The organism is Pseudomonas sp. Y5-11 (genome assembly GCF_022368695.1).
GTDB lineage: Bacteria > Pseudomonadota > Gammaproteobacteria > Pseudomonadales > Pseudomonadaceae > Aquipseudomonas > Aquipseudomonas parakoreensis.
This window is the reverse complement of sequence record NZ_CP058974.1, coordinates 6,168,685-6,189,115: the sequence shown is the minus strand read 5'-3', so window position 1 is coordinate 6,189,115 and position 20,431 is coordinate 6,168,685. Positions and strand designations below refer to the sequence as shown.

General features: G+C 60.5%; 20 protein-coding genes. 5 read left to right on the top strand and 15 right to left on the bottom strand.

The annotated features are described in order from the left end of the window. The first annotated feature begins 40 nt into the window (after nt 1-40). The 3 genes from HXW87_RS27825 to HXW87_RS27815 all read left to right on the top strand — a co-directional run bounded on the left by HXW87_RS27825 (nt 41) and on the right by HXW87_RS27815 (nt 1,475). A complete protein-coding gene (locus HXW87_RS27825) occupies nt 41-508 on the top strand; it encodes a hypothetical protein (protein ID WP_047296911.1) in 468 nt (155 codons plus the stop codon). Continuing rightward, nucleotides 505-1,194, top strand: a complete 690-nt coding sequence (locus tag HXW87_RS27820) for an energy-coupling factor ABC transporter permease (RefSeq protein ID WP_182402523.1) — start codon at nt 505-507, stop codon at nt 1,192-1,194. The genes HXW87_RS27825 and HXW87_RS27820 overlap by 4 nt, the downstream gene beginning before the upstream one ends. 65 nt (nt 1,195-1,259) lie before the next feature. Continuing rightward, nucleotides 1,260-1,475, top strand: coding sequence for a hypothetical protein (locus tag HXW87_RS27815; protein ID WP_041065358.1), 216 nt, complete (start codon nt 1,260-1,262; stop codon nt 1,473-1,475). 6 nt (nt 1,476-1,481) lie between these two features. Here the strand turns inward: HXW87_RS27815 and yacG are convergent, their stop codons facing one another. From yacG to pilB, 5 genes are read right to left on the bottom strand one after another with little or no spacing between them, the layout of a single operon-like run. Continuing rightward, entirely contained in the window at nt 1,482-1,682 is a 201-nt protein-coding gene (gene yacG / locus HXW87_RS27810) for a DNA gyrase inhibitor YacG (RefSeq protein ID WP_007963861.1), read from the bottom strand. Next, entirely contained in the window at nt 1,679-2,302 is a 624-nt protein-coding gene (gene coaE, locus HXW87_RS27805) for a dephospho-CoA kinase (RefSeq protein WP_182402521.1), read from the bottom strand. The genes yacG and coaE overlap by 4 nt, the downstream gene beginning before the upstream one ends. Continuing rightward, nucleotides 2,299-3,171 carry an A24 family peptidase gene (locus HXW87_RS27800; RefSeq protein ID WP_095668295.1) on the bottom strand — a complete coding sequence of 291 codons (873 nt, stop codon included), beginning with the start codon at nt 3,169-3,171 and terminating at the stop codon, nt 2,299-2,301. The genes coaE and HXW87_RS27800 overlap by 4 nt, the downstream gene beginning before the upstream one ends. Before the next feature lies 1 nt (nt 3,172). Next, on the bottom strand, nt 3,173-4,390 hold the full coding sequence (locus HXW87_RS27795) for a type II secretion system F family protein (protein WP_095668296.1): 1,218 nt from the start codon (nt 4,388-4,390) through the stop codon (nt 3,173-3,175). A 2-nt stretch (nt 4,391-4,392) separates the two neighbouring features. After that, nucleotides 4,393-6,093, bottom strand: coding sequence for a type IV-A pilus assembly ATPase PilB (gene pilB, locus HXW87_RS27790; protein WP_047296617.1), 1,701 nt, complete (start codon nt 6,091-6,093; stop codon nt 4,393-4,395). A gap of 228 nt (nt 6,094-6,321) precedes the next feature. Here pilB and HXW87_RS27785 point away from each other — a divergent pair, with 228 nt between their 5' ends. Both HXW87_RS27785 and HXW87_RS27780 read left to right on the top strand, forming a co-directional pair. Then, a complete protein-coding gene (locus HXW87_RS27785; RefSeq protein WP_041065372.1) occupies nt 6,322-6,762 on the top strand; it encodes a pilin in 441 nt (146 codons plus the stop codon). A 295-nt stretch (nt 6,763-7,057) separates the two neighbouring features. After that, nucleotides 7,058-7,414: a BON domain-containing protein gene (locus tag HXW87_RS27780; RefSeq protein WP_007963876.1), complete on the top strand. Its 357-nt coding sequence runs from the start codon at nt 7,058-7,060 to the stop codon at nt 7,412-7,414. Between the two features lie 234 nt (nt 7,415-7,648). Here HXW87_RS27780 and HXW87_RS27775 read toward each other — a convergent pair whose 3' ends face one another. From HXW87_RS27775 to folK, 10 genes are all read right to left on the bottom strand, one after another. After that, complete coding sequence (locus HXW87_RS27775) at nt 7,649-7,945, bottom strand: DUF2845 domain-containing protein (protein WP_041065375.1); 297 nt, start codon at nt 7,943-7,945, stop codon at nt 7,649-7,651. Beyond that, entirely contained in the window at nt 7,945-10,893 is a 2,949-nt protein-coding gene (locus HXW87_RS27770; RefSeq protein ID WP_239778155.1) for a DUF748 domain-containing protein, read from the bottom strand. Before HXW87_RS27770 ends, HXW87_RS27775 begins: the two co-directional genes overlap by 1 nt. A 219-nt stretch (nt 10,894-11,112) precedes the next feature. Beyond that, complete coding sequence (locus HXW87_RS27765; RefSeq protein WP_239778154.1) at nt 11,113-12,129, bottom strand: class I SAM-dependent methyltransferase; 1,017 nt, start codon at nt 12,127-12,129, stop codon at nt 11,113-11,115. Nucleotides 12,130-12,277: 148 nt separating this feature from the next. Then, a complete protein-coding gene (locus tag HXW87_RS27760) occupies nt 12,278-13,150 on the bottom strand; it encodes an oxygenase MpaB family protein (protein ID WP_239778152.1) in 873 nt (290 codons plus the stop codon). A gap of 51 nt (nt 13,151-13,201) precedes the next feature. Further along, entirely contained in the window at nt 13,202-15,139 is a 1,938-nt protein-coding gene (gene acs / locus HXW87_RS27755; RefSeq protein WP_182402513.1) for an acetate--CoA ligase, read from the bottom strand. Between the two features lie 214 nt (nt 15,140-15,353). Further along, on the bottom strand, nt 15,354-17,018 hold the full coding sequence (gene pgi / locus HXW87_RS27750) for a glucose-6-phosphate isomerase (protein ID WP_239778151.1): 1,665 nt from the start codon (nt 17,016-17,018) through the stop codon (nt 15,354-15,356). Between the two features lie 230 nt (nt 17,019-17,248). Continuing rightward, a complete protein-coding gene (gene panD / locus HXW87_RS27745; RefSeq protein ID WP_003205654.1) occupies nt 17,249-17,629 on the bottom strand; it encodes an aspartate 1-decarboxylase in 381 nt (126 codons plus the stop codon). A 199-nt stretch (nt 17,630-17,828) separates the two neighbouring features. Then, on the bottom strand, nt 17,829-18,689 hold the full coding sequence (gene panC / locus HXW87_RS27740; protein ID WP_047296603.1) for a pantoate--beta-alanine ligase: 861 nt from the start codon (nt 18,687-18,689) through the stop codon (nt 17,829-17,831). After that, on the bottom strand, nt 18,686-19,486 hold the full coding sequence (gene panB, locus HXW87_RS27735; protein WP_239778149.1) for a 3-methyl-2-oxobutanoate hydroxymethyltransferase: 801 nt from the start codon (nt 19,484-19,486) through the stop codon (nt 18,686-18,688). Before panB ends, panC begins: the two co-directional genes overlap by 4 nt. A 458-nt stretch (nt 19,487-19,944) precedes the next feature. Continuing rightward, on the bottom strand, nt 19,945-20,430 hold the full coding sequence (gene folK / locus HXW87_RS27730; protein WP_047296601.1) for a 2-amino-4-hydroxy-6-hydroxymethyldihydropteridine diphosphokinase: 486 nt from the start codon (nt 20,428-20,430) through the stop codon (nt 19,945-19,947). Between the last annotated feature and the right edge of the window lies 1 nt (nt 20,431).

Below are 20,431 nucleotides of genomic sequence, written 5' to 3'. Positions count from 1 at the left end.
GAGGAAAACCGTCCATTAATGCCAAATCGAGGGGATGAACGTGAAATTTCGCTGGCTGCTGGTGTTGGCTGTGATTCCGCTGTGGGCCCAGGCGCTGGAAATCGGTGAGCGGCTGGCGCCCTGGACGTTGCTGGATCAATACGATCAGCCGTTCACCCTCGATAACCGCACCACGACGCTGCTGGTGGCGCGCGACATGGACGGCGCCAAGCTGATCAAGCAGGCGTTGAAAGACCAGCCAGAAGGCTATCTGGAGGCGCGCCACGCCGTGTTCGTCGCTGACATCCAGCGCATGCCGGCGCTGATCGCGAAGATGTTCGCGGTTCCGGCGATGCGTGACTACAGCTATCGGGTCATGCTTGATCGTGAAGGCAGGGTGGCGTCGCGTTATCCCGGCGCCGAAGGCTCGGTGCTGTGGCTGCAACTCAAGGACGGCCGACTGCTCGAGCAACATGAGTACACCGACGCGGCCCAACTGCACGAGGCACTGGAGAAGGCCCGCCCATGATCGGCGCCGAGTTGCTGTCATCGCAAAGCCTGACGGTCGGCTGGCTGATCTATCTGCCGGTGCTTATCTGGGCGATCTGTCGTGCGCCGTGGGTCGAGTTGTTCAGCGACAGTCGCCGTCAGCACCTGCTGTTCGGCACCGTGTTCGCCGTGTTTTTGCTGTGGATGGTGCGCAGGGATTTCGACACCGGGGTTTCTTATCACTTCATCGGCATGACCGCCGTGACACTTTTGCTGGACTGGCCGCTGGCGATTGTCGGCGGGCTGGTGGCGCAGATGGGGTTGGTGTTGCTCGGGCGTCAGGATCTGCTGGCGGTCGGGGTCAACGGTACGTTGCTGATCCTGTTGCCGGTGTTGATCACTGAGTGCGTGGCGATCATCGTCGAGCGTGCCCAGCCGCGAAATCCGTTCGTGTATATCTTCTGTTCCGGATTCTTTGCTGCGGCGTTGTCGGCCTTGTTGTGCCTGACGTTGAGCCTGGGCCTGCTGTGGTACGACGGCCTGTTTGCCATGCCGGAATGGCTGGAAGACTTCATCGGCTACCTGTGGCTGCTGATTTTCCCCGAAGCGTTCATCAACGGCATGGTGATCAGCGCGCTGGTGGTGTTCAGTCCCGAGTGGCTGGAGACCTTCAACCGCACCCGCTACCTTTCGGCGCCGTGGAAGGACGACGATCCCAAGTCTTGATCCACATCAAATCCGTCACCCTCGCGGCATTTCATGCTCAATCAAATCCCTTCAGGAGCAGCGGCATGAGTGTTTACGAGTGGGCGAGGCAGGAAACGCGGCAGAGTCTGGAGATGGCGCTGGAGGTCGGCTTCGATCCGGGCCTGAGTTTGCGCGCCTTGCTCAGCGCGGTGGTGCAACAGAGCAAGACGGTGCGCAACGCCGAAGACCTGGCCGATGAATTGCGCTTTCTCGCGGAAAACCTCGACGACGATCAGGACTACGGCTTCATGCGGCCTTGATCGCGATCAGTGACGCGGGTCGAAATCGCCGGAGAACATTTCGTCTTCGGCATCCGGAGCGACCGGAATCTTGTGCTCTTCGGACGCCCAGGCGCCGAGGTCGATCAGCTTGCAGCGATCGGAGCAGAACGGGCGGAATTTGTTCTCTGGGGTGAATTCCACGGGGGCGCCGCAGGTTGGGCAGTCAACGGTTGGGATCGGGCTCATGCTTGGCCTCCGGATAAAGTCAGGTAAAAGTGATGCAGGCGCTCGACTTCGCTGTGCAGCCAGGCGAGGTCGCGGTCGTTGACCACCACATCATCGGCACGGCTCAAGCGGTCTTCGCGGCTCGACTGGGCCTTGAGGATCGCCTGGACCTGCTGTTCGCTGGTCTGGTCGCGCTGCAAGGTGCGTTTGATCTGCAGTTGTTGCGGGGCGTCGATCACCAGGATGCGCTGGGTCATCGCGTATTGCCCGGATTCGATCAGCAGCGGTGACACCAGAATCGCATAAGGCGATTTTGCCAGCGCCAGATGGTGAGCGATTTCCTCGGCGATCAACGGATGCAGCAGGGCTTCGAGCCAGCGGCGTTCTTCCGGCACTTCAAAGATCAACTTGCGCAGGGCCGCACGGTCCAGCGTGCCATCGGCCTGCAGGACGCCGGGGCCAAAGTGTTCGGCAATCTTCGCCAGTGCCGGACGCCCCGGCTCGACCACCCAGCGCGCCGCATGATCGGCGTCGACCACATGGATTCCGAGATCGATGAAGTGCTGGGCCGCGGCGCTTTTACCGCTGCCGATGCCGCCGGTCAGGCCGAGAATCCAGGGTTTTTCCACAGGGGTATTCATTTCAAACCGACAAACTGCCAATAGAAGTCGGTTATTTGACCACCCCAGAGCAAGGCAATCCAGCCGGCAATTGCCAGATACGGGCCGAAGGGCATCGGCGTCGAGGTTTTCTGTTCACGCAGCTGCAGCAGAATCACCCCGACAATCGCTCCCACCAGCGACGATAGCAGAATCGTCAGCGGCAGAATCTGCCAGCCGCCCCAGGCCCCGAGCAGCGCCAGCAGCTTGAAATCGCCGTGGCCGATGCCGTCCTTGCCGGTCAGCAGCTTGAACAGCCAGAACACCGACCACAGCGCCATGTAGCCGGCCACCGCGCCCCACAGCGCGGCGTGTAGCGAGACGAACAGCCCGAAGCTGTTGACGATCAACCCCAGCCACAACAACGGCAACACCAGTACATCGGGCAGCAACTGATGTTCGGTGTCGATCAGGCTCATCGCCAGCAGGCCCCAGGTGAGGACGATCAACAAGCCGGCCGGCCAGCCGAAACCCAGGTGCCAGGCGACGAATGCCGAGAGCAGGCCGCAAGCCAGTTCGGTCAGGGGATAACGTTTGCTGATCGGGGCGGTACACGCCGAACAGCGTCCGCGCAGCAACAGGTAGCTGAGCAGCGGAATGTTTTCCCACGGCCGAATCCGGTGGCCGCAGTGCGGACACTGGGAGTGCGGCAGCATCAGGTTGTAGGTCGGCAGTGGCGTTTCGCTCGGCAGGCCGAGGACGTCCTGCGCCTGCTGGCGCCAATCGCGCTCGAGCATTTTCGGCAGACGCCAGACCAGCACGTTGAGGAAACTGCCCACCACCAGGCCCAGCAGCAGGGCGGTGCACACAAAGGCCAGCGGATACAGACTGAAGAGTTGGTCGATAGGCATGTCAGATCGCTGAGCCGAGCTGGAAAATCGGCAGGTACATAGCCACGACCAGCCCGCCGACGATGACCCCGAGCACCACCATGATGAACGGCTCCATCAGGCTGGTGAGGTTGTCGACCATGTTATCCACTTCGTCCTCATAAAAACCGGCGACCTTGTCGAGCATGTCATCCAGCGCGCCCGACTCCTCACCGATCGCGGTCATCTGTACCGCCATGTTCGGGAACACCCCGGTGCTGCGCATGGAAAAATTCAGCTGCATGCCGGTGGCGACGTCCTGGCGGATACGCAGCACTGCACGTTTGAACACCACGTTGCCGGTAGCGCCGGCTACCGAATCCAGTGCCTCCACCAGCGGTACGCCAGCGGCGAAGGTGGTCGACAAGGTGCGGGCAAATCGCGCCACCGCCGATTTGTACATCAGCGTGCCCACCAGCGGCAGCTTCAGCAGCCAGGTGTCCTTGCGGTCGCGCAATGCCTGGGATGTCTTCAGCGCATGACGGATGCCGAACACTGCTGCAATCAGGGCGCCGAGCACCGCCCACCACCATTGCTGCATGAACTCGGAGATGCTGATCACCATCAGCGTGAAGGCCGGCAGTTCAGCGCCGAAACCGGAAAATACCGCCTGAAACTGCGGCACCACTTTCACCAGCAAAATCCCCGTGACCACCATCGCCACCAGCACCACGGCTGTGGGGTAGGTCATGGCTTTCTTGATCTTGGCCTTGAGCGCTTCGCTTTTTTCCTTATAGGTTGCGACTCGTTCGAGCAACGTATCGAGTGCACCGGATTGCTCGCCGGCATCCACCAGGTTGCAATACAGCTCATCGAAATACTGCGGCTTCTTGCGCAGGGCGGCGGCGAAGCTGTTGCCGGCTGCCACCTCTTGCTTCACTTCGTCCACCAGTTTGCGCATCGCCGGGTTGTCGAAGCCTTCGCCAATGATGTCGAACGACTGCAACAACGGCACGCCAGCCTTCATCATGGTTGCCATCTGCCGGGTGAACAGGGCGATGTCCTGGGCCTTGATGCGTTTGCCGAGGCTGAGCAAGGAGGTGGATTTCTTGCGCACCTTGCCCGGGTTGATGCCTTGTTTGCGCAGCTGGGCCTTGATCAGCGCAGGGTTCTGCCCGCTCAACTCGCCCGTGACCTTGCTGCCTTTGCGATCCGTGCCTTCCCAGGCGTAGATGCTGATTTTCGCTGCCTTGACCGCCATGTTCAGTCCTTGGTGACCCGGTTGATTTCTTCCAGGCTGGTGATGCCTTGCATGGCCTTGTGCAGGCCCGAGGTGCGCAGGTCGTCGAAGCCGTCGCGACGCATCTGGCTGTCGATTTCCAGCGAGTTGCCTTCGGCCATGATCAGCCGCTGCAGCTCGGAAGTGTTTTTCACCACTTCATAAATCCCCACGCGCCCCTTGTAGCCGCCGTTGCAGTGATCGCAACCGACCGGCTCGTAGATCGTGAAATTGCCGATCTGTTCCGGAGGGAAACCTTCCTTGATCAGCGTTTCGCGGGGGATTTCGATCGGTTTCTTGCAGTGGTTGCACAGCTTGCGCGCCAGGCGCTGGGCGATGATCAGGCTCACCGAGGTGGCGATGTTGAACCCGGGAATGCCCATGTTGTGCAGGCGGGTCAGGGTTTCGGCGGCACTGTTGGTGTGCAGCGTGGACAGCACCAGGTGGCCGGTCTGTGCGGCCTTGATCGCGATCTCGGCAGTTTCCAGGTCGCGGATTTCGCCGACCATGATCACGTCCGGGTCCTGCCGCAGAAACGAACGCAGGGCCTGGGCAAAATCCAGACCCTGTTTCGGATTGACGTTGACCTGGTTGATGCCTTCCATGTTGATTTCCACCGGGTCTTCGGCGGTGGAAATGTTGATGTCGACGGTATTGAGAATATTCAGGCCGGTATACAGCGACACGGTTTTCCCCGAGCCGGTCGGCCCGGTCACCAGAATCATGCCCTGCGGCTGCTTGAGCGCCGCCATGTACAGGTCTTTCTGCGCCGGCTCGTAACCCAATGCATCGATGCCGATCTGTGCGCTCGACGGATCGAGGATCCGGATCACCACTTTTTCACCCCACAGGGTTGGCAGGGTGTTGACCCGGAAGTCGATCGACTTGGTCTTCGACAGACGCATCTTGATCCGCCCGTCCTGCGGTTTGCGGCGTTCCGAGATATCCAGGCTGGCCATGACCTTCAGGCGTGCGGCGATTCGCCCGGCCAACTGGATCGGCGGTTTGGCCACCTCGCGCAGGATGCCGTCGGTGCGCACACGCACCCGGAAATTTTTCTCGTAGGGTTCGAAGTGCAGGTCGGAGGAGCCACTCTTGATCGCATCGAGCAGCATCTTGTGCACGAAGCGCACGACCGGCGCGTCATCGGCGTCGAGCCCGCCGATGGCGTCCTGGCGGCTGTCGTCGACGGACTCGACGTCTACGCCGTCGAGATCGACGTCGGCCATGTCCTCCAGGCCGCTGGCGTGGGTGTCGAAGAATTTCTCGATGGCCTCGGTGAGCTTGTCGTCCTCCACCAGAATGGCTTCGGTGCTCAGCCCGGTGCTGAACTGGATGTCATTGATCGCCTGATGATTGCTCGGGTCGGAAATGCCCACGAACAGCTTGTTGCCACGGCGCCACAAGGGCAGGGCGTGGTGCTGCCTCACCAGTTTTTCACTGACCAGGCCTTTGGGCTGGGTTTCCTTGTCCAGGCAATTGAGGTCCATGAAGGCCATGCCGAAATGCTCGGAAGCGATCTCGGCCACCTGTGAGCTCTTCACCAGTTTGTTCTGCACCAGATAGCTGACCAGCGACAACCGATTGCGCTGCGCCTGTTGCCAAGCCTGCTGGGCGCTTTTTTCCGTGAGCAGTTCGGCCTGTACCAACTGCTTGGCCAGACCGCTCAGAGCGATGTCATTCATGAGAATTCCGGAAGCTGACAGTTCATGACTTATAGCCTAGTCAAGTGACAGCGCCAAACACCCCCGGTGCAGGTGACAAAAAGTGTCAGATAGTGCGGTTACAGGTTGTAGGAAAGCGCGATATCGCGCGTTTATGCCCAGCGCACGGGGTCTGCAGGCGGTTGGCATGGCCTGTGCTGGGCTCTTGGCAGATCATGAGATTCCGACTCATGCATGGAGAGCCTGTCTATGAACAACCAAAAAGGTTTCACTCTGATCGAGCTGCTGATCGTGGTGGCGATCATCGGCATTCTGGCGACCATCGCCTTGCCGCAATACTCCAAATACCAGGCCCGTTCGAAAGTGACAGCAGGTCTGGCAGAAATCAGCGCGCTCAAAGTGCCGTTTGAAGACACCATCAATCAAGGTACGGATCCGACGCTGACACTGGTGGCGGGCGGCGCTTCCGCGACCACGTCGAACTGCACACTGGCGGCCTCCGGGACGGCCTCGACCGGTGCCGGCACCATCACTTGCACACTGGTGAACGCACCGGGTCCGGTATTGGGCAAGACAATCACGCTCACCCGTTCCGGCGCTGCAACGGGCAGCACCTCTGGCGTGTGGACCTGCGCAACCACCGTCAACCCTGACTACTCGCCAAAAGGTTGCACTGCCAGCGGCACTTGATGCGAGGGCCTGAATGGCAAATGCCCCGATCTTCGGGGCATTTTCATTTCCAGAGCAGTAAAAAAAGCTTCAATAATTTCAGCCATTTAGGAACTTTCCAAAAAACCGCAACTTGCATGTCGATAATGCACGCGTCATGCAAATTGCATGATTTCGAAAATTTATCTAATTCATAACTTATTGATTTATAACGATTTATTGTCTTTTGAAAAGTTGGCACAGCGTTCGCAATATACCCAGTAACCCTGCTGACAAGACAACCAGCAGACTTTCCAGAAAAACAGGAGTTACTCGTATGAAGAAGTTCGCTATCACTGCCGCTGCTGCTACCGCGCTGACCCTGACCATGGCTTCCGGTGCCTTTGCACAATCCACCCAGGCTACTCAGGCTCCAATGACTCTGGCTGCTGGTGAAATGACCAAGGCTAAAGAAGCTACTTCCGATACCTGGATCACTACCAAAGTCAAAAGCGACCTGGTAACCGAAAAAGGCATTCCTGGTACCGACATCAAAGTCGAAACCAACAAAGGTGTGGTTTCCCTGTCTTCTGACGTCGCTGTCACCGAAGCTCAGAAAACCACCGCTGTGAACATCACCAAGAAAATCAAAGGTGTCAAAGCGGTCTCCGCTGACGGCCTGAAAGCCGAGTAAGGCATGACTTCTCGCCTGGACCGGGAGAAGACGCGACAGACGGGCCGAGCAATACGTCTGCCGCAACTTTAGAGTTCATGCGAACGGTCACACGGATGTGACCATTACGGGCCCCGGCACTTGTGTCGGGGCCCGTTCTATTGGGTAGAAGCAAAAGATCGCAGCCTCCGGCAGCGTCTACAGTGGAATGCATTTCCCTGTGGGCGGTGTCGGAGGCTGCGATCTTTTGATCTTTCAGTTACCGCGCTTGCTGTTGATCTGCCGCAGGCGATTGCCTTCAAAGCGCAGGTATTGATACATGCCGTTGCTCGGGCCGTAGGTCCATTCCTCGACCTGAAATTCTTCACGCCGGTTGGCGCTGCGCTTGTAGCCGAGGACATCGCGGCTGACCGGTTCGCCGCATTTCTGCAGCACTTCGCTGGCACGGTCGCCGAGACTGACCAGTTGGCTGCCACAACGCAGCGTGTCGGAGGCCAGCGCAGGGCTGGCGGCGAGCAGCAGCGTCAAAGCCACCCGCCATTTGCGGTTCATCATTCGGCGTCCAGGTGCATTTGCGTCACGACCCGGCCATCGCTCTCGGCCTCGCCCAGATTGGCATCGATGAAGTACACACGGTCGTCCGCCAACTGGCCTTTGTCGACGAGATAGTCCTTGATGCTGCTGGCGCGTTCCTGTCCCAACTGGCGCAGGAGGACATCGCTGGAACTCCAGAACTTGATCACGCCGTCACGCATTTTCGCCGTGCGTTCTTCCTTGCCCAGATCCTTCCATTCGGCCGGCGGCTGGGTTTTCAGACGCGTGCGGTAGATGCCTTCGAGCAACGGGCCTTTCTCGCTTTCCGGCACTTGCAGCAGGGAAGCCTGGGCCGGCACCTTGTCGCCACGGCGCTGGAGCATCTTGTAGTAGTTGTACTGGTATTCGCGTTCCAGACGCTGTTCGGCCAGCAGCGGCCCGTCGCTGCTTTGCGCGGCGGTACCTTCGATCTCCAGGCGCAGGGCCGGACGTTCCTTGAGCGCCTGGGACAGTTTGTCCAGCGCTGATTCGGCGTCTTTGCTCAGATCGCTCGACCCGGGTGCAAAGGACACGGTGCCGAGGTCTTCAGAGCCGCCGCCACTGACCAGTCCGCCAATCAGCTTGAACGGCGCGGCAGCCGCTTTGACGATCAGATTGCGCAGGGTCTGCCAGACAATCGGCATTACGCTGAATTGCGGGTTGTTGAGGTCGCCGGTGACCGGCAGTTCGATGGAAATCTTGCCATCGACGTCCTTGAGCAGGGCAATCGCCAGTTTCAACGGCAGGCTCACGGCATCCGGGCTGTCGACTTTCTCGCCGAGTTGCAGCTGCTCGACCACCACTTTGTTTTCAGCCTTCAACTGGCCCTTGGTGATCAGGTAGTGCAGGTCGAGATTGAGCCGGCCCTTGCGGATGCGGTAGCCGGCGAATTTGCCGGAATACGGGGTGAGCGTGGTCAGTTCGACGCGTTTGAAACTGGTAGCGATATCGAGGCTGGCCATCGGGTCGAACGGATTGACCGCACCTTTGATGGTCACCGGCGCATAGCGGTCGACCTTGCCCTTGACGTCGACGCTGGCCGGTTTCGCCTGACGGCTGTCGATGGTGCCGATCTGGCCGTTGAGTTGCTGGATTGCCGTGGCGAAGTTCGGGGTCAGGCTGAAGTCGGCGAAGTTGGCCGAGCCGTCATTGATCGCGATACCGCCAATGTGAATGCCCAGCGGTTTCGAGTGATTGGCGGGTTTGGCCGCTGCCGTTTTCGCCCCGGAATCGGCAGGTTGCGGGATCAGCAAATCATCAATGTTGGTGGTGCGGTCATCGTTGATCATGAACCGCACGTACGGCTGGAACAGGTTGACCTTGTCGATCGACACACTGTCACCGTGTTGATAGTTGATGCCTTCAACCACCACTTGCTGCCATTTGAGGAAGTCGCGGGTTTTCAGGGTGTCGAGGGTGTGCAGTTGATCGATCTGCGCGCGCCCGGTAACGCTGAGTGCCAGTGGCTCGGTGCTCTTGAGGTTGACCTTGAGGTCACTGCCGAGCATGCCGCTGCGCAGTTCCAGGCGAATGAACGGATTGATGTAGGACTGCGCGACACGCAGGTCGATGTCCTGGGTCTTCACGTTGAGCTGGGCGGTAACCGGTGCGAGGTTGACCACGCCGTCGGCGTTGATCTTGCCTTGTTTGCCCAGACCGCTGTCGAGCCTGACCTTGAAAGGCGAACCGTTGAGGCTGTCGAAATCCTGCAGGTCGATATTCAGCGGCGTCACATCCAGCGCCACCGGCGGGTTGGCCGAACGGTCGGCGAGATGCACGGTGTAGTTGCGCAACTGCACATCCTTGAGCAGCACCTGCCAGGGCTTGCTCGGCGCTGCCGGTTCTTTCGGCGAGTCGGCGGCGGCCGGAGTGGACTTGGGTTCGGCGGCGGCCTTGGCGGCAGGTTTTGACGGCTGACTGGCGAACAGTTTCTGCCAGTCGAGCTGGCCGTCGGCCTCGAGCGCGGCCCAGGTTTCCAGTTTGTTGCTGCGGATCTTGCCGACCACCACTTGCTGTTTGGCCAGGTCCAGCGAGGTTTCGCTGACATCGAGGCGTTCGAGTCTGGCCAGCGGACGTCCGTCCGGCGCCTTGATTGCGAACGGCGCGATATTCACCGCGACGTTGTTCAGCAGCAGTTCGGTTTGTTTCGACAGATTCAGTTTGTACTCGGTGCTGAGGTTGATCACACCGTCTTCGAGCACCAGCGGCAGCGCGTCACGCACATAGGGCCAGAAGGATTTCATCTTGCCGTCGGTGACTTTCAAGGTGCCTTCAGAGGTGAACGGGATCAGGCTGAAGTTGCCCTTCCAGTCGATCTGCCCACCGGCCGGGCCGGCAGCCACCAGGGTCATGTCGGCATTGTCTTCGGGCAGGGTGCTGAGGTTTTTCAGTTCGAAGTCGAGTTTGTCGTAAAGGAACTCGATGGGCTCGCTCGGCCGCGCGTCCTCGAAATGCACGTTGCCGCCGGCCAACTGAATGCGGTCGATGCGCAGCGGGAACGGTTTGGCATTCGGGTCGGTCGGGGTCGGCTCGCCGGCGGGAATCTTGAACAGACCGAGCAGATTGAGCTGGCCGTCCTTGGCGAAGAGAATTTCAGTCTTGGGCTTGTCCAGCTCGATATCGGCCAGATGCAGTGCTTTGGTCCACAGGCTGTCGAGTTGCAGGTTGGCGTACAGCCGCTCGAAGCCGACCTGCTCCTTGCCCGGCTCACCGACGACCAGGCCCCACAGGGTGACTTCAAGGCTGAACGGATTGAGCTCGATGCGCTGGATGTGCGCAGGCACCGTGGCGTAGTTCGCCAGTTGCTGGTTGGCAATGCGCAGGGCAATGCCCGGCAAAATCAGAAACCCCAGCAGGCTGTAGAGGGCCAGAGCAGTCAACAAGGCGCCAATCGCGCGAATCAATCCTTTGGGCATGTGCGGCTTCATCTGTCTGAATCGGAGTGCCTTGGAGTATGGCACGCGATTCTGGTTCCGAAGTACATCGTGGGGGGCAGGATTGTTCAGATTCTTCTGTAGGACCAACACACTGTGGGAGCGAGCTTGCTCGCGAAGGCTGCGGATCAGTCGAGAAATATGCTGACTGACGCGCCGCCTTCGCGAGCAAGCTCGCTCCCACATTGGATGGTTGCCAGTCCCGCAGGGGGGTTACAGCTGCAGGATCAGGGTCTTCAGCGGTGGCTGTTGATCCAGCGACGGGAAGTCGGCGCCCGGGGTCATCACGCTCCAGTCGCGGACCGGTCGCCCGGCCTTCTCGGCACAACGCAGCACCTGTTCACGCCAGTCGTCCATGCTGACTTTCGCCAGGTTGTTGCAGCAGATCAGCACGCCGTTGTCGGCGGTGGTCAGCAGCGCCGGTTTGAGCAGGCTTTGATAGTCGCGCAGCAGGTCGACGGTGCCGAATGCGCTCTTGGCCCAGGCCGGAGGATCGAGCAGCACCAGATCGTATTGGCGCTGTTCGAGGCGCTGATAGCTCGGCAGTTTCTGCCCGCGCCGCTGGCTGATCGGCAGCCCGGCGAGCTGACGGATCGCCGGGAAATAATCGGACTGGATAAATTGCATCTCGGGCAATTGCGGGTTGAGCAGGCCGTTCTCACGGCCGACCGCCAGATTGCCTTCGGCGAAATCCAGATTGCACACCTCACGCGCACCACCGGCAGCGGCACTCAGGCCGACGCCACAGGTGTAGGCAAAGAGGTTGAGCACGCTTTTACCCTTGGCGTGATCCTTGACCCAGCCGCGAGTGTTGCGCAGGTCGAGGAACAGCAGCGGATCCTGGCCGGCATGCCGCCCGCGCACGCGATAGTTCAGGCCCCACTCATGACCGACCAGATCCACCAGCGCGGCCTCGTCGGCTTTGTAGACACTGTCTTCACGATCGATCCGCGAGTTGCCCCGGGAGCGGTCGTTGTAGACCAGCAGGGTTTCGAAGCCCAAGGTCTGGTTGACCATGGCGTGCAGTTGCAGCAGGTCGTCACGCTCCAGCGTCTGGTGAAAGCTCTGCACCAGCAGTTGCGGACCATAGCGGTCCACCGTCAGGCCGCCGGCGCCTTCCTGGCTGCCGTGGAACAGCCGATAGCAATCGGTACCCTGGTTGTGCAGCTCAGCGAGCAGATCCTGGCGTTTATCGAGGGCGGCGCGCAGCGCCTGATTCAAGGAAGACATGCGTGCGCCTTGCTGGTGAGAATGGGGGCGCGGGAGTTTAGCAGCTTGGCGGGCAATCGAGTTGTGCCCTTCGCGAGCAGGCCGCTCCCACACAGGATCTATGCTGCAAATCAAATCTGCTGTGGGAGCGAGCCTGCTCGCGAAGCTTTCAGGTCAACAGACCCATCCGTCGTTTGGCTCGCTGCACCGAACCATTGCGCATCGCCCAGCGCAGCATCGGTGCGCTGCGCTTGACGCTGGCGCGGATCAGCTGGCGTTGCAGCGGATTCTGCCGTATGCCGAACATGGCGCTGGCCCAGTCCGGCAGCAGATCGATGCCAGCCTTCATCATCAGGTCGCCAAAAGGTCGGGCCAGCACGCTTGGGGCCGGGGCGTCGAGCAGCAGGCGCAGGACTTCGCGGCTGCGCTCATCACAGAGCAGTTGCGGGCGCAGGCGTTGCAGATAATTGGCCACGGCCTGTCGCGATTTCGGCACCTCCCGCGCACCCAGGCGCTCGGCGACCACGGCGATTTCTGCGTAGTAGCGATCCTGATCCGCCCCCGACAATTGCGGGTTGCGGTAACGCAGGTGCGCGGCAAGAAAATGGCTGACCTCGGCTACGTGCACCCAGGTCAGCAGGTCCGGATCGCTGGCCGCATACGGTCGGCCGTCCGGCGCGATACCGACCACTTGCAGGTGAATGGTGCGCACTTTGTCGATCAGCCATTCGGCGTCGCGGCGCGAGCCGAAGGTGGTGCCGGAAACAAATTGACTGGTGCGGCGCAAACGCCCGAGCATGTCCTGACGAAAATTCGAATGATCCCAGACCCCGGCCAGCGCCAGCGGATGCAGGGCTTGCAGCAACAACGCGCTAATGCCGCCGATCAGCATGCTGCTGAAATCGCCGTGCACTTGCCAACTGATCGAGTCCGGCCCGAACAGCCCGGGATCGCCCTTGGGGTTTTCCAGATCGAGCTGACCGAGGGACAGCCCGGTCAGGCTCATGAGTTGGTTTTCGATACGGCTGCGGATGAATTCCATGACAACTCATAGATGATGAACGGGCGCGGCCGGGTGACCGCGCCACGGATGTTACTGATTGAGGCGCTTGTCGATCAAACCTTGCACCACGCTCGGATCGGCCAGGGTCGAGGTGTCACCGAGGCTGTCGAGTTCGTTGCAGGCGATCTTGCGCAAGATGCGCCGCATGATCTTGCCCGAGCGGGTTTTCGGCAAGGCCGGCGCCCACTGGATCAGGTCCGGTTTGGCGAAGCTGCCGATTTCCTTGCTGACGTGGGCGAGCAACTCTTTCTTCAGCTCATCGCTTGGCTCGACGCCGTTCATGGGCGTGACGAAGGCATAGATGCCCTGGCCTTTGACGTCGTGCGGGTAACCGACCACGGCCGCTTCGGCGATGCTGTCGTGCAGCACCAGCGCGCTTTCGACTTCGGCGGTGCCGATGCGGTGGCCGGAGACGTTGATCACGTCATCGATGCGCCCGGTGATCCAGTAATCGCCGTCCTCGTCGCGGCGTGCGCCGTCACCGGTGAAGTAATAGCCGGGGTAGGGTTTGAAATAGGTGTCGACCATCCGTTGCGGGTCGCGGTAGACGCTGCGGATCTGCGCCGGCCAACTCGACTTGATCGCCAGCACGCCGCTGCCGGCGCCTTTGATTTCCTTGCCGTGCTCGTCGAGCAACACCGGTTGCACGCCGAACATCGGCTGCGTGGCGCAACCCGGTTTGATCCGCTGGGCACTGACCAGCGGGCTGAGCATGATGCCGCCGGTTTCGGTCTGCCACCAGGTATCGACAATCGGGCAGCGCTGTTCGCCGACCACGTTGAAGTACCATTCCCACGCTTCCGGGTTGATCGGCTCACCGACACTGCCGAGCAGTCTGAGGCTTTGGCGCGACGTTTCCTGCAATGGCCCGGCACCTTCGCGCATCAGCGCGCGCAGGGCGGTCGGCGCGGTGTAGAAGATGTTGACGTGGTGTTTGTCGATCACCTGCCAGAAGCGCGAAGTGCTCGGATAACTCGGCACGCCTTCGAAAATCAGCGTGGTCGCGCCATTGGCCAGCGGACCGTAGACGATATAACTGTGGCCGGTGACCCAGCCGACGTCGGCGGTACACCAGAACACTTCGCCCTCTCGGTAATCGAGCACGTACTTGAAGGTCATCGCCGCTTGCAGCAGGTAGCCGCCGGTGGTGTGCAGCACGCCCTTGGGTTTGCCGGTGCTGCCGGAGGTGTAGAGGATGAACAGCGGATCTTCGGCGTCCATCGGCTCCGGCGGGCAGTCGTCGCTGACGTCACGCACGGCCTGGTGATACCAGAGGTCACGGCCCTCGACCCAATCGACCTTGCCTTGAGTGCGTTCGACCACGACCACGGTGCTGACGTCCGGGCAACTGCGCAGGGCCTTGTCGACGTTTTGCTTGAGCGGTACGAATTTGCCGCCGCGCACGCCTTCATCGGCGGTGATCACCGTGCGGCAGTCGGCGTCGAGGATACGGTCGCGCAAGGAGTCCGGGGAGAAGCCACCGAACACCACCGAGTGAATCGCGCCGATCCGCGCGCAGGCGAGCATCGCGTAGGCCGCCTCGGGGATCATCGGCATGTAGATGCACACCCGGTCGCCTTTTTTCACGCCACGGCTTTTCAGGACGTTGGCCAGGCGGCAGACGTGGTGGTGGAGTTTTTTGTAAGTGATCTGCGCCGATTCGGCAGGGTCGTCGCCTTCCCAGAGAATCGCGGTCTGCTCGCCGCGCTGTGCGAGGTGGCGGTCGATGCAGTTGTAGCTGACGTTCAGTTGGCCGCCGGCAAACCAGGCCGCTTCACCGGTTTTCAGGTCGTAGCGCTGAACGGTCTGCCACGGTGTGCTCCAGTCGAGGAAGCGCGTGGCCTGTTCGGCCCAGAAGGTGCTGGGGTGTTCAATCGATTCGCGGTACAGGCGCTTGTAGTCGTCCTGACTCAACTGCGCAGCCCGGCGGACGGCATCGGCTTTGGGGAACGTGCTGATATCGAACATGACGGTTCCTTATTCTTGTTGTGCGACAGGAATAAAGATGCGCCGAGCGGCCTGGAGGTTCAAGTCATCCCTGAAACAACTGTGGGAGCGAGCCTGCTCGCGAATGCGCTGTATCAGTCACAAAGATGCTGAATGACACACCGAATTCGCGAGCAGGCTCGCTCCCACATTGGAAATGGCTTGCCCACAGGATTTGTGGGCAGCCCCATACATATCACCCGCGGTGACGACCGCGGAAGTAGTTGATCAGGCCTTGGGTGGAAGCATCGTCAGCAACGGTTTCATCGCTGCCGACCAGACGGTTGTAAACGCCTTTGCCCAATTCCTTGCCCAGTTCCACGCCCCACTGGTCGAAGGCGTTGATGCCCCAGACCACGCTCTGCACGAACACTTTGTGCTCGTACATGGCGACCAGCGCGCCAAGACGACGCGGACTGATGCGCTCGACCACAAGGGTGTTGCTCGGGCGGTTGCCCGGAATCACCTTGTGCGGCGCGAGTTTGCGCACTTGCTCTTCGCTCATGCCTTTTTCGCGCAGTTCGGCCTCGGCTTCCGACAGGGTTTTGCCGAGCATCAGCGCCTGGCTCTGCGACAGGCAGTTGGCGTACAGCCACTGATGGTGATCGGAGACCGGGTTGAAGCTGACGATCGGCACGATGAAGTCGGCCGGGATCAGTTGGGTGCCCTGGTGCAGCAACTGGTGGTACGCGTGTTGACCGTTACAGCCGACGCCGCCCCAGATCACCGGGCCGGTATCGGTCGACACCGAGGTGCCGTCCTGACGCACGCTCTTGCCGTTGGATTCCATGTCCAACTGTTGCAAGTGCTTGGTGATGTTGCGCAGGTAGTGGTCGTACGGCAGGATCGCGTGGCTTTGCGCGCCCCAGAAGTTGCCGTACCACACGCCGAGCAAGGCCAGCAGCACCGGCATGTTCTGTTCGAACGGTGCGCTCTGGAAATGCTGGTCCATGGTGAAGGCACCGGACAGCAGCTCCTTGAAATTGGACATGCCGATGGCCAGGGCAATCGGCAGACCGATGGCCGACCACAGCGAGTAACGACCGCCGACCCAGTCCCACATCGGGAAGATGTTTTCTTCGCGGATGCCGAACGCGACGGCCGCCGCGTTGTTGCTCGATACCGCGATGAAGTGGCGATACAGCTCGGCTTCCGAGCCGCCCTGCGCCAGATACCAGGCGCGGGCGGCCTGAGCGTTTTTCAGGGTCTCGAGGGTGTTGAAGGATTTCGACGAAACGATGAACAGCGTGGTTTCGGCGCGCAGCTTCTGCGTCAGCTCGTGGAACTCACTGCCGTCGATGTTCGCCAGGTAATGGCAGCGCACACCTTTCTGCGCATAGGACAGCAACGCTTCGGAAACCAGCTCAGGGCCGAGGAACGAGCCACCGATGCCGATGTTGACCACGTCAGTGATCGGCTTCTCGGTGTAACCACGCCACAGACCGTCGTGGATGCGGCCAACCAGATCGGTGATCTGGTTCAGCACCTTGTGCACTTCCGGCATCACGTTGACGCCATTGACCGACAGCTTGTCGCCCACTGGTCGGCGCAGGGCGGTATGCAGCGCCGGGCGGCCTTCGGAGGCGTTGACGATTTCGCCGTCGAACAGCGCTTTGATCGCGCCTTTCAGATCGACTTCATTGGCCAGGCCCACCAGCAGGTTGCGGGTCTCGGCGTTGATCAGGTTCTTCGAATAATCGAGAAACAGGCCGCAGCTGCTGAGCGTGAATTGATTAAAGCGCTGCGGATCGGCGTTGAAGGCCTCGCGCATGCTGAAATCCTGCATGGCTTGGCGGTGATCTTTCAACGCCTGCCAGGCAGGCAGAGCGGTAACGTCATGAGGAGTGCGGTAGTACGCCATCGCTGCGGTTTTCCTTTTTACTTGAACGGCCTTTTGAACACAGAACAGACCGATACGCCCTGGTTGGGCGAGGGTCAAATGCGTCGACACGATTTTTCAACGCAGGGCGAATACAGTAAACCTCGCGCTGCGATCTGTCTTGACTTCTTCTGACCTGTTCCCTGTACTTTTTTAACATCAAAACCGGGAACGGGCCGACCAACGGAAGGGGAGTGGCGCGTCGAAGCGGCTCAGGCGAGCTGAACCGGAATCGCGTTGCTGGTGTGGCTCAGCTCATTGCCCGGCGCCATGTACAGCATGCGCGGTTTGAAATTGACCAGTTCCGCTTCGCTGTAATGGGCGTAGGCGCAAATGATCACGCGGTCGCCGACTTTGGCTTTATGCGCGGCTGCGCCGTTCACCGAAATCATCCGCGAACCTTCTTCGCCACGAATCGCGTAGGTGGTGAAGCGCTCGCCATTGTCGACGTTGTAAATCTGGATCTGCTCGTATTCACGGATGCCGGACAAGTCCAGCCACTCGCCATCAATGGCGCAGGAACCTTCGTAATCGAGTACCGCATGAGTGACTTCGGCGCGGTGCAGCTTGGCCTTGAGCATGATGGCGTGCATGAGGGATTTCCCGGGTTGGATGCAAACGGCGGGCAGTGTGCCCGAAGGCTTTGGGGGCGGCAATATGGTCTGTGTGGACACCAGAAACCAATGTGGGAGCGAGCCTGCTCGCGAAAGCGTCGGAACAGTCGACATCGTTGTCAACTGACAGATCGCATTCGCGAGCAGGCTCGCTCCCACAGGGGTATTGCGCTGTTTTTTAAGCTGGGCTATCGAGATTCAGATGCAAGTTGTCGATCAACCGCGTGGTGCCGAGGAACGCGGCTACCAGAATCACCAGATCGCGGTCTTCAGCCGTTGCCGGACGCAAGGTCAGGGCGTGGCGGATTTCCAGATAGTCCGGGCGCAGGCCGGCGGCCTCCAGCTGTTGCACCTGAGCGGCGACCAGCGCCGGATAGTCGCGCTCGCCTTGCTTGATCGACTCGGCGATTGCGCTCAGGGTCCGATAAACCACCGGGGCCACCGCACGTTGATCTTCGCTGAGGAAGCCGTTGCGCGACGACAGCGCCAGACCGTCGGCGGCACGCACGGTCGGTTCGCCGATGATCTGGATCGGCATGTTCAGGTCATGCACCAGCGCGCGGATCACCGCCAGTTGCTGGAAGTCCTTCTGACCGAAGATCGCCAAGTCCGGCTGCACCATGTTGAACAGCTTGCTGACCACGGTCGCCACACCTTCGAAGTGCCCCGGACGGCTGGCGCCGCACAGACCTTCAGACAGTTGCGGCACGCTGACCCGGGTCTGCCCGGCCATGCCGTCGGGGTACATCTCTTCGACGGTCGGGGCGAACAGCAAATGGCAGCCTGCTTGCAGCAGCTTTTCCTGATCCGCCGCCAGGGTGCGCGGGTACTTGTCGAGGTCTTCGCCGGCGCCGAACTGCAGCGGGTTGACGAAAATGCTTGCGACCACGAAATCCACGCGCTGAGTGGCTTTGGTGATCAACGCAATGTGACCGCTGTGCAGGTTGCCCATGGTCGGCACGAAGCCGATGCGCTTGCCTTCACTGCGGGCGCGGGCCACGGCGGCACGCAGTTCGCGTACGGTTTTGACAGTGTTCATGCAGAGAATCCGTGTTCGAGGCCAGGGAAAGTAACGCCTTTGACTTCGTTGACGTAGGCCTTCAGGGCGGACTGGATGCTGTCCTGACCCTGCATGAAGTTTTTGACGAATTTCGGTACGCGACCCGTGATCGACAGGCCGAGCATGTCGTGCAGTACCAGTACCTGCCCGTCGGTATCGCTACCGGCGCCAATCCCGATGACCGGAATCTTCACGGCCTGGCTGATTTCCGCCGCCAGTTCGCTCGGCACGCATTCGAGCAGCAGCATGGCGGCCCCAGCCTGTTCCAGCGAGATCGCATCGGCACGCATCTGCCGCGCCTGGTTCTCGTTGCGGCCCTGCACTTTATAGCCGCCAAGAATGTTCACCGCCTGTGGGGTCAGGCCCATGTGTGCGCAGACCGGTACACCGCGCTCGGCCAGCAGACGGATTGACTCCGCCAGCCACAATGCACCTTCAACCTTGATCATGTGCGCGCCGGCCTGCATCAGTGTGGCGCTGTTGGTCAAAGTTTGCTCGATCGTGGCGTTGGCCATGAACGGCAGGTCAGCCAGGATCAGGGCGTCGGTGTTGCCGTGTTTGACGCAAGCGGTGTGATAGGCCATTTCTGCGATGGTCACCGGCAAGGTGCTGTCGTGCCCTTGCAGAACCATGCCGAGGGAGTCGCCCACCAGCAGCACTTCGACACCGGCCTCGTTGCAGGCGTGGGCGAAGGTCGCGTCATAGCAGGTCAGCATGGTGATCTTTTCACCTTTCTGCTTGAGGCTCTGGAGCGTGGTCAGGGTGATGGCTGGCATGTAAAAAATCCTCGTTCAGGCGCTCTGGAAACTACTGCGAGTAACGCGCGTGATTCTTCGTCTACTCAGGCGCACGGTCTTTTGTCGTGCTTATAAGGCCTGGATTGCGCCCGTATGTGCCGGGTTGGCGGCAGCGGGACGCCTATAGTCGTGAGGAGAACCTAGGAAGTCAATTACGTGTGTTACCGCATTGTTACGAGGGGAGTGTTACCGGCGTTACTGATGCGATTCAGCGGCACGGCGGGGCTGATCGGGAGGTTTTTTGTCCGACAAAAAACGAACACGGAACATCGCTTTTGTGGCGAGGGGATTTATCCCCGATGGGCTGCGAAGCGGCCCTTAAATGGTAGTACGCATTAATCAGTCACACCGTATTAGCCGGTTTTGCGACTGCTGCGCAGCCGATCGGGGATGAATCCCCTCGCCACAGAGGCCCCATCCACAGGGGGAGATTTGCGTCAGGCGTGGGAGAGGCGTTCGAGGCCGACGAACGGGCAGGCGGCGAGCAGGTCAGCCAATGTGCGGCCATCGGCCAGGCGCAGATCCTTGGGGGCCAGTTCGGCCAGAGGATAGAGCACGAACGCACGCTCCTGAATCTGGTAGTGCGGGACTTTCAGGCGCGGCTCGTCGATCAGGCGATCACCGAACAACAGGATATCCAGATCCAGCGTACGCGGCCCCCAGCGCTCCAGGCGCTCCCGACCTTGATCGTTTTCGATGGTTTGCAGGGCATCAAGCAGGTCGAGCGGCGCGAGATCACTGTCGAGGGCAGCGACCGCGTTGGTGTAACGCGGTTGCCCCGGCAGCAGTGAATCGCTCTGATAGAACGCCGAAACACCAGCAAGGGAAGTCTGCGGCAATTGCCCCAGCGCATTGAGCGCGCTGCGCAATTGTTCGGCCGGGTCAGCGAGGTTGCTGCCCAGACCGATGTAGATGCGTTCCATG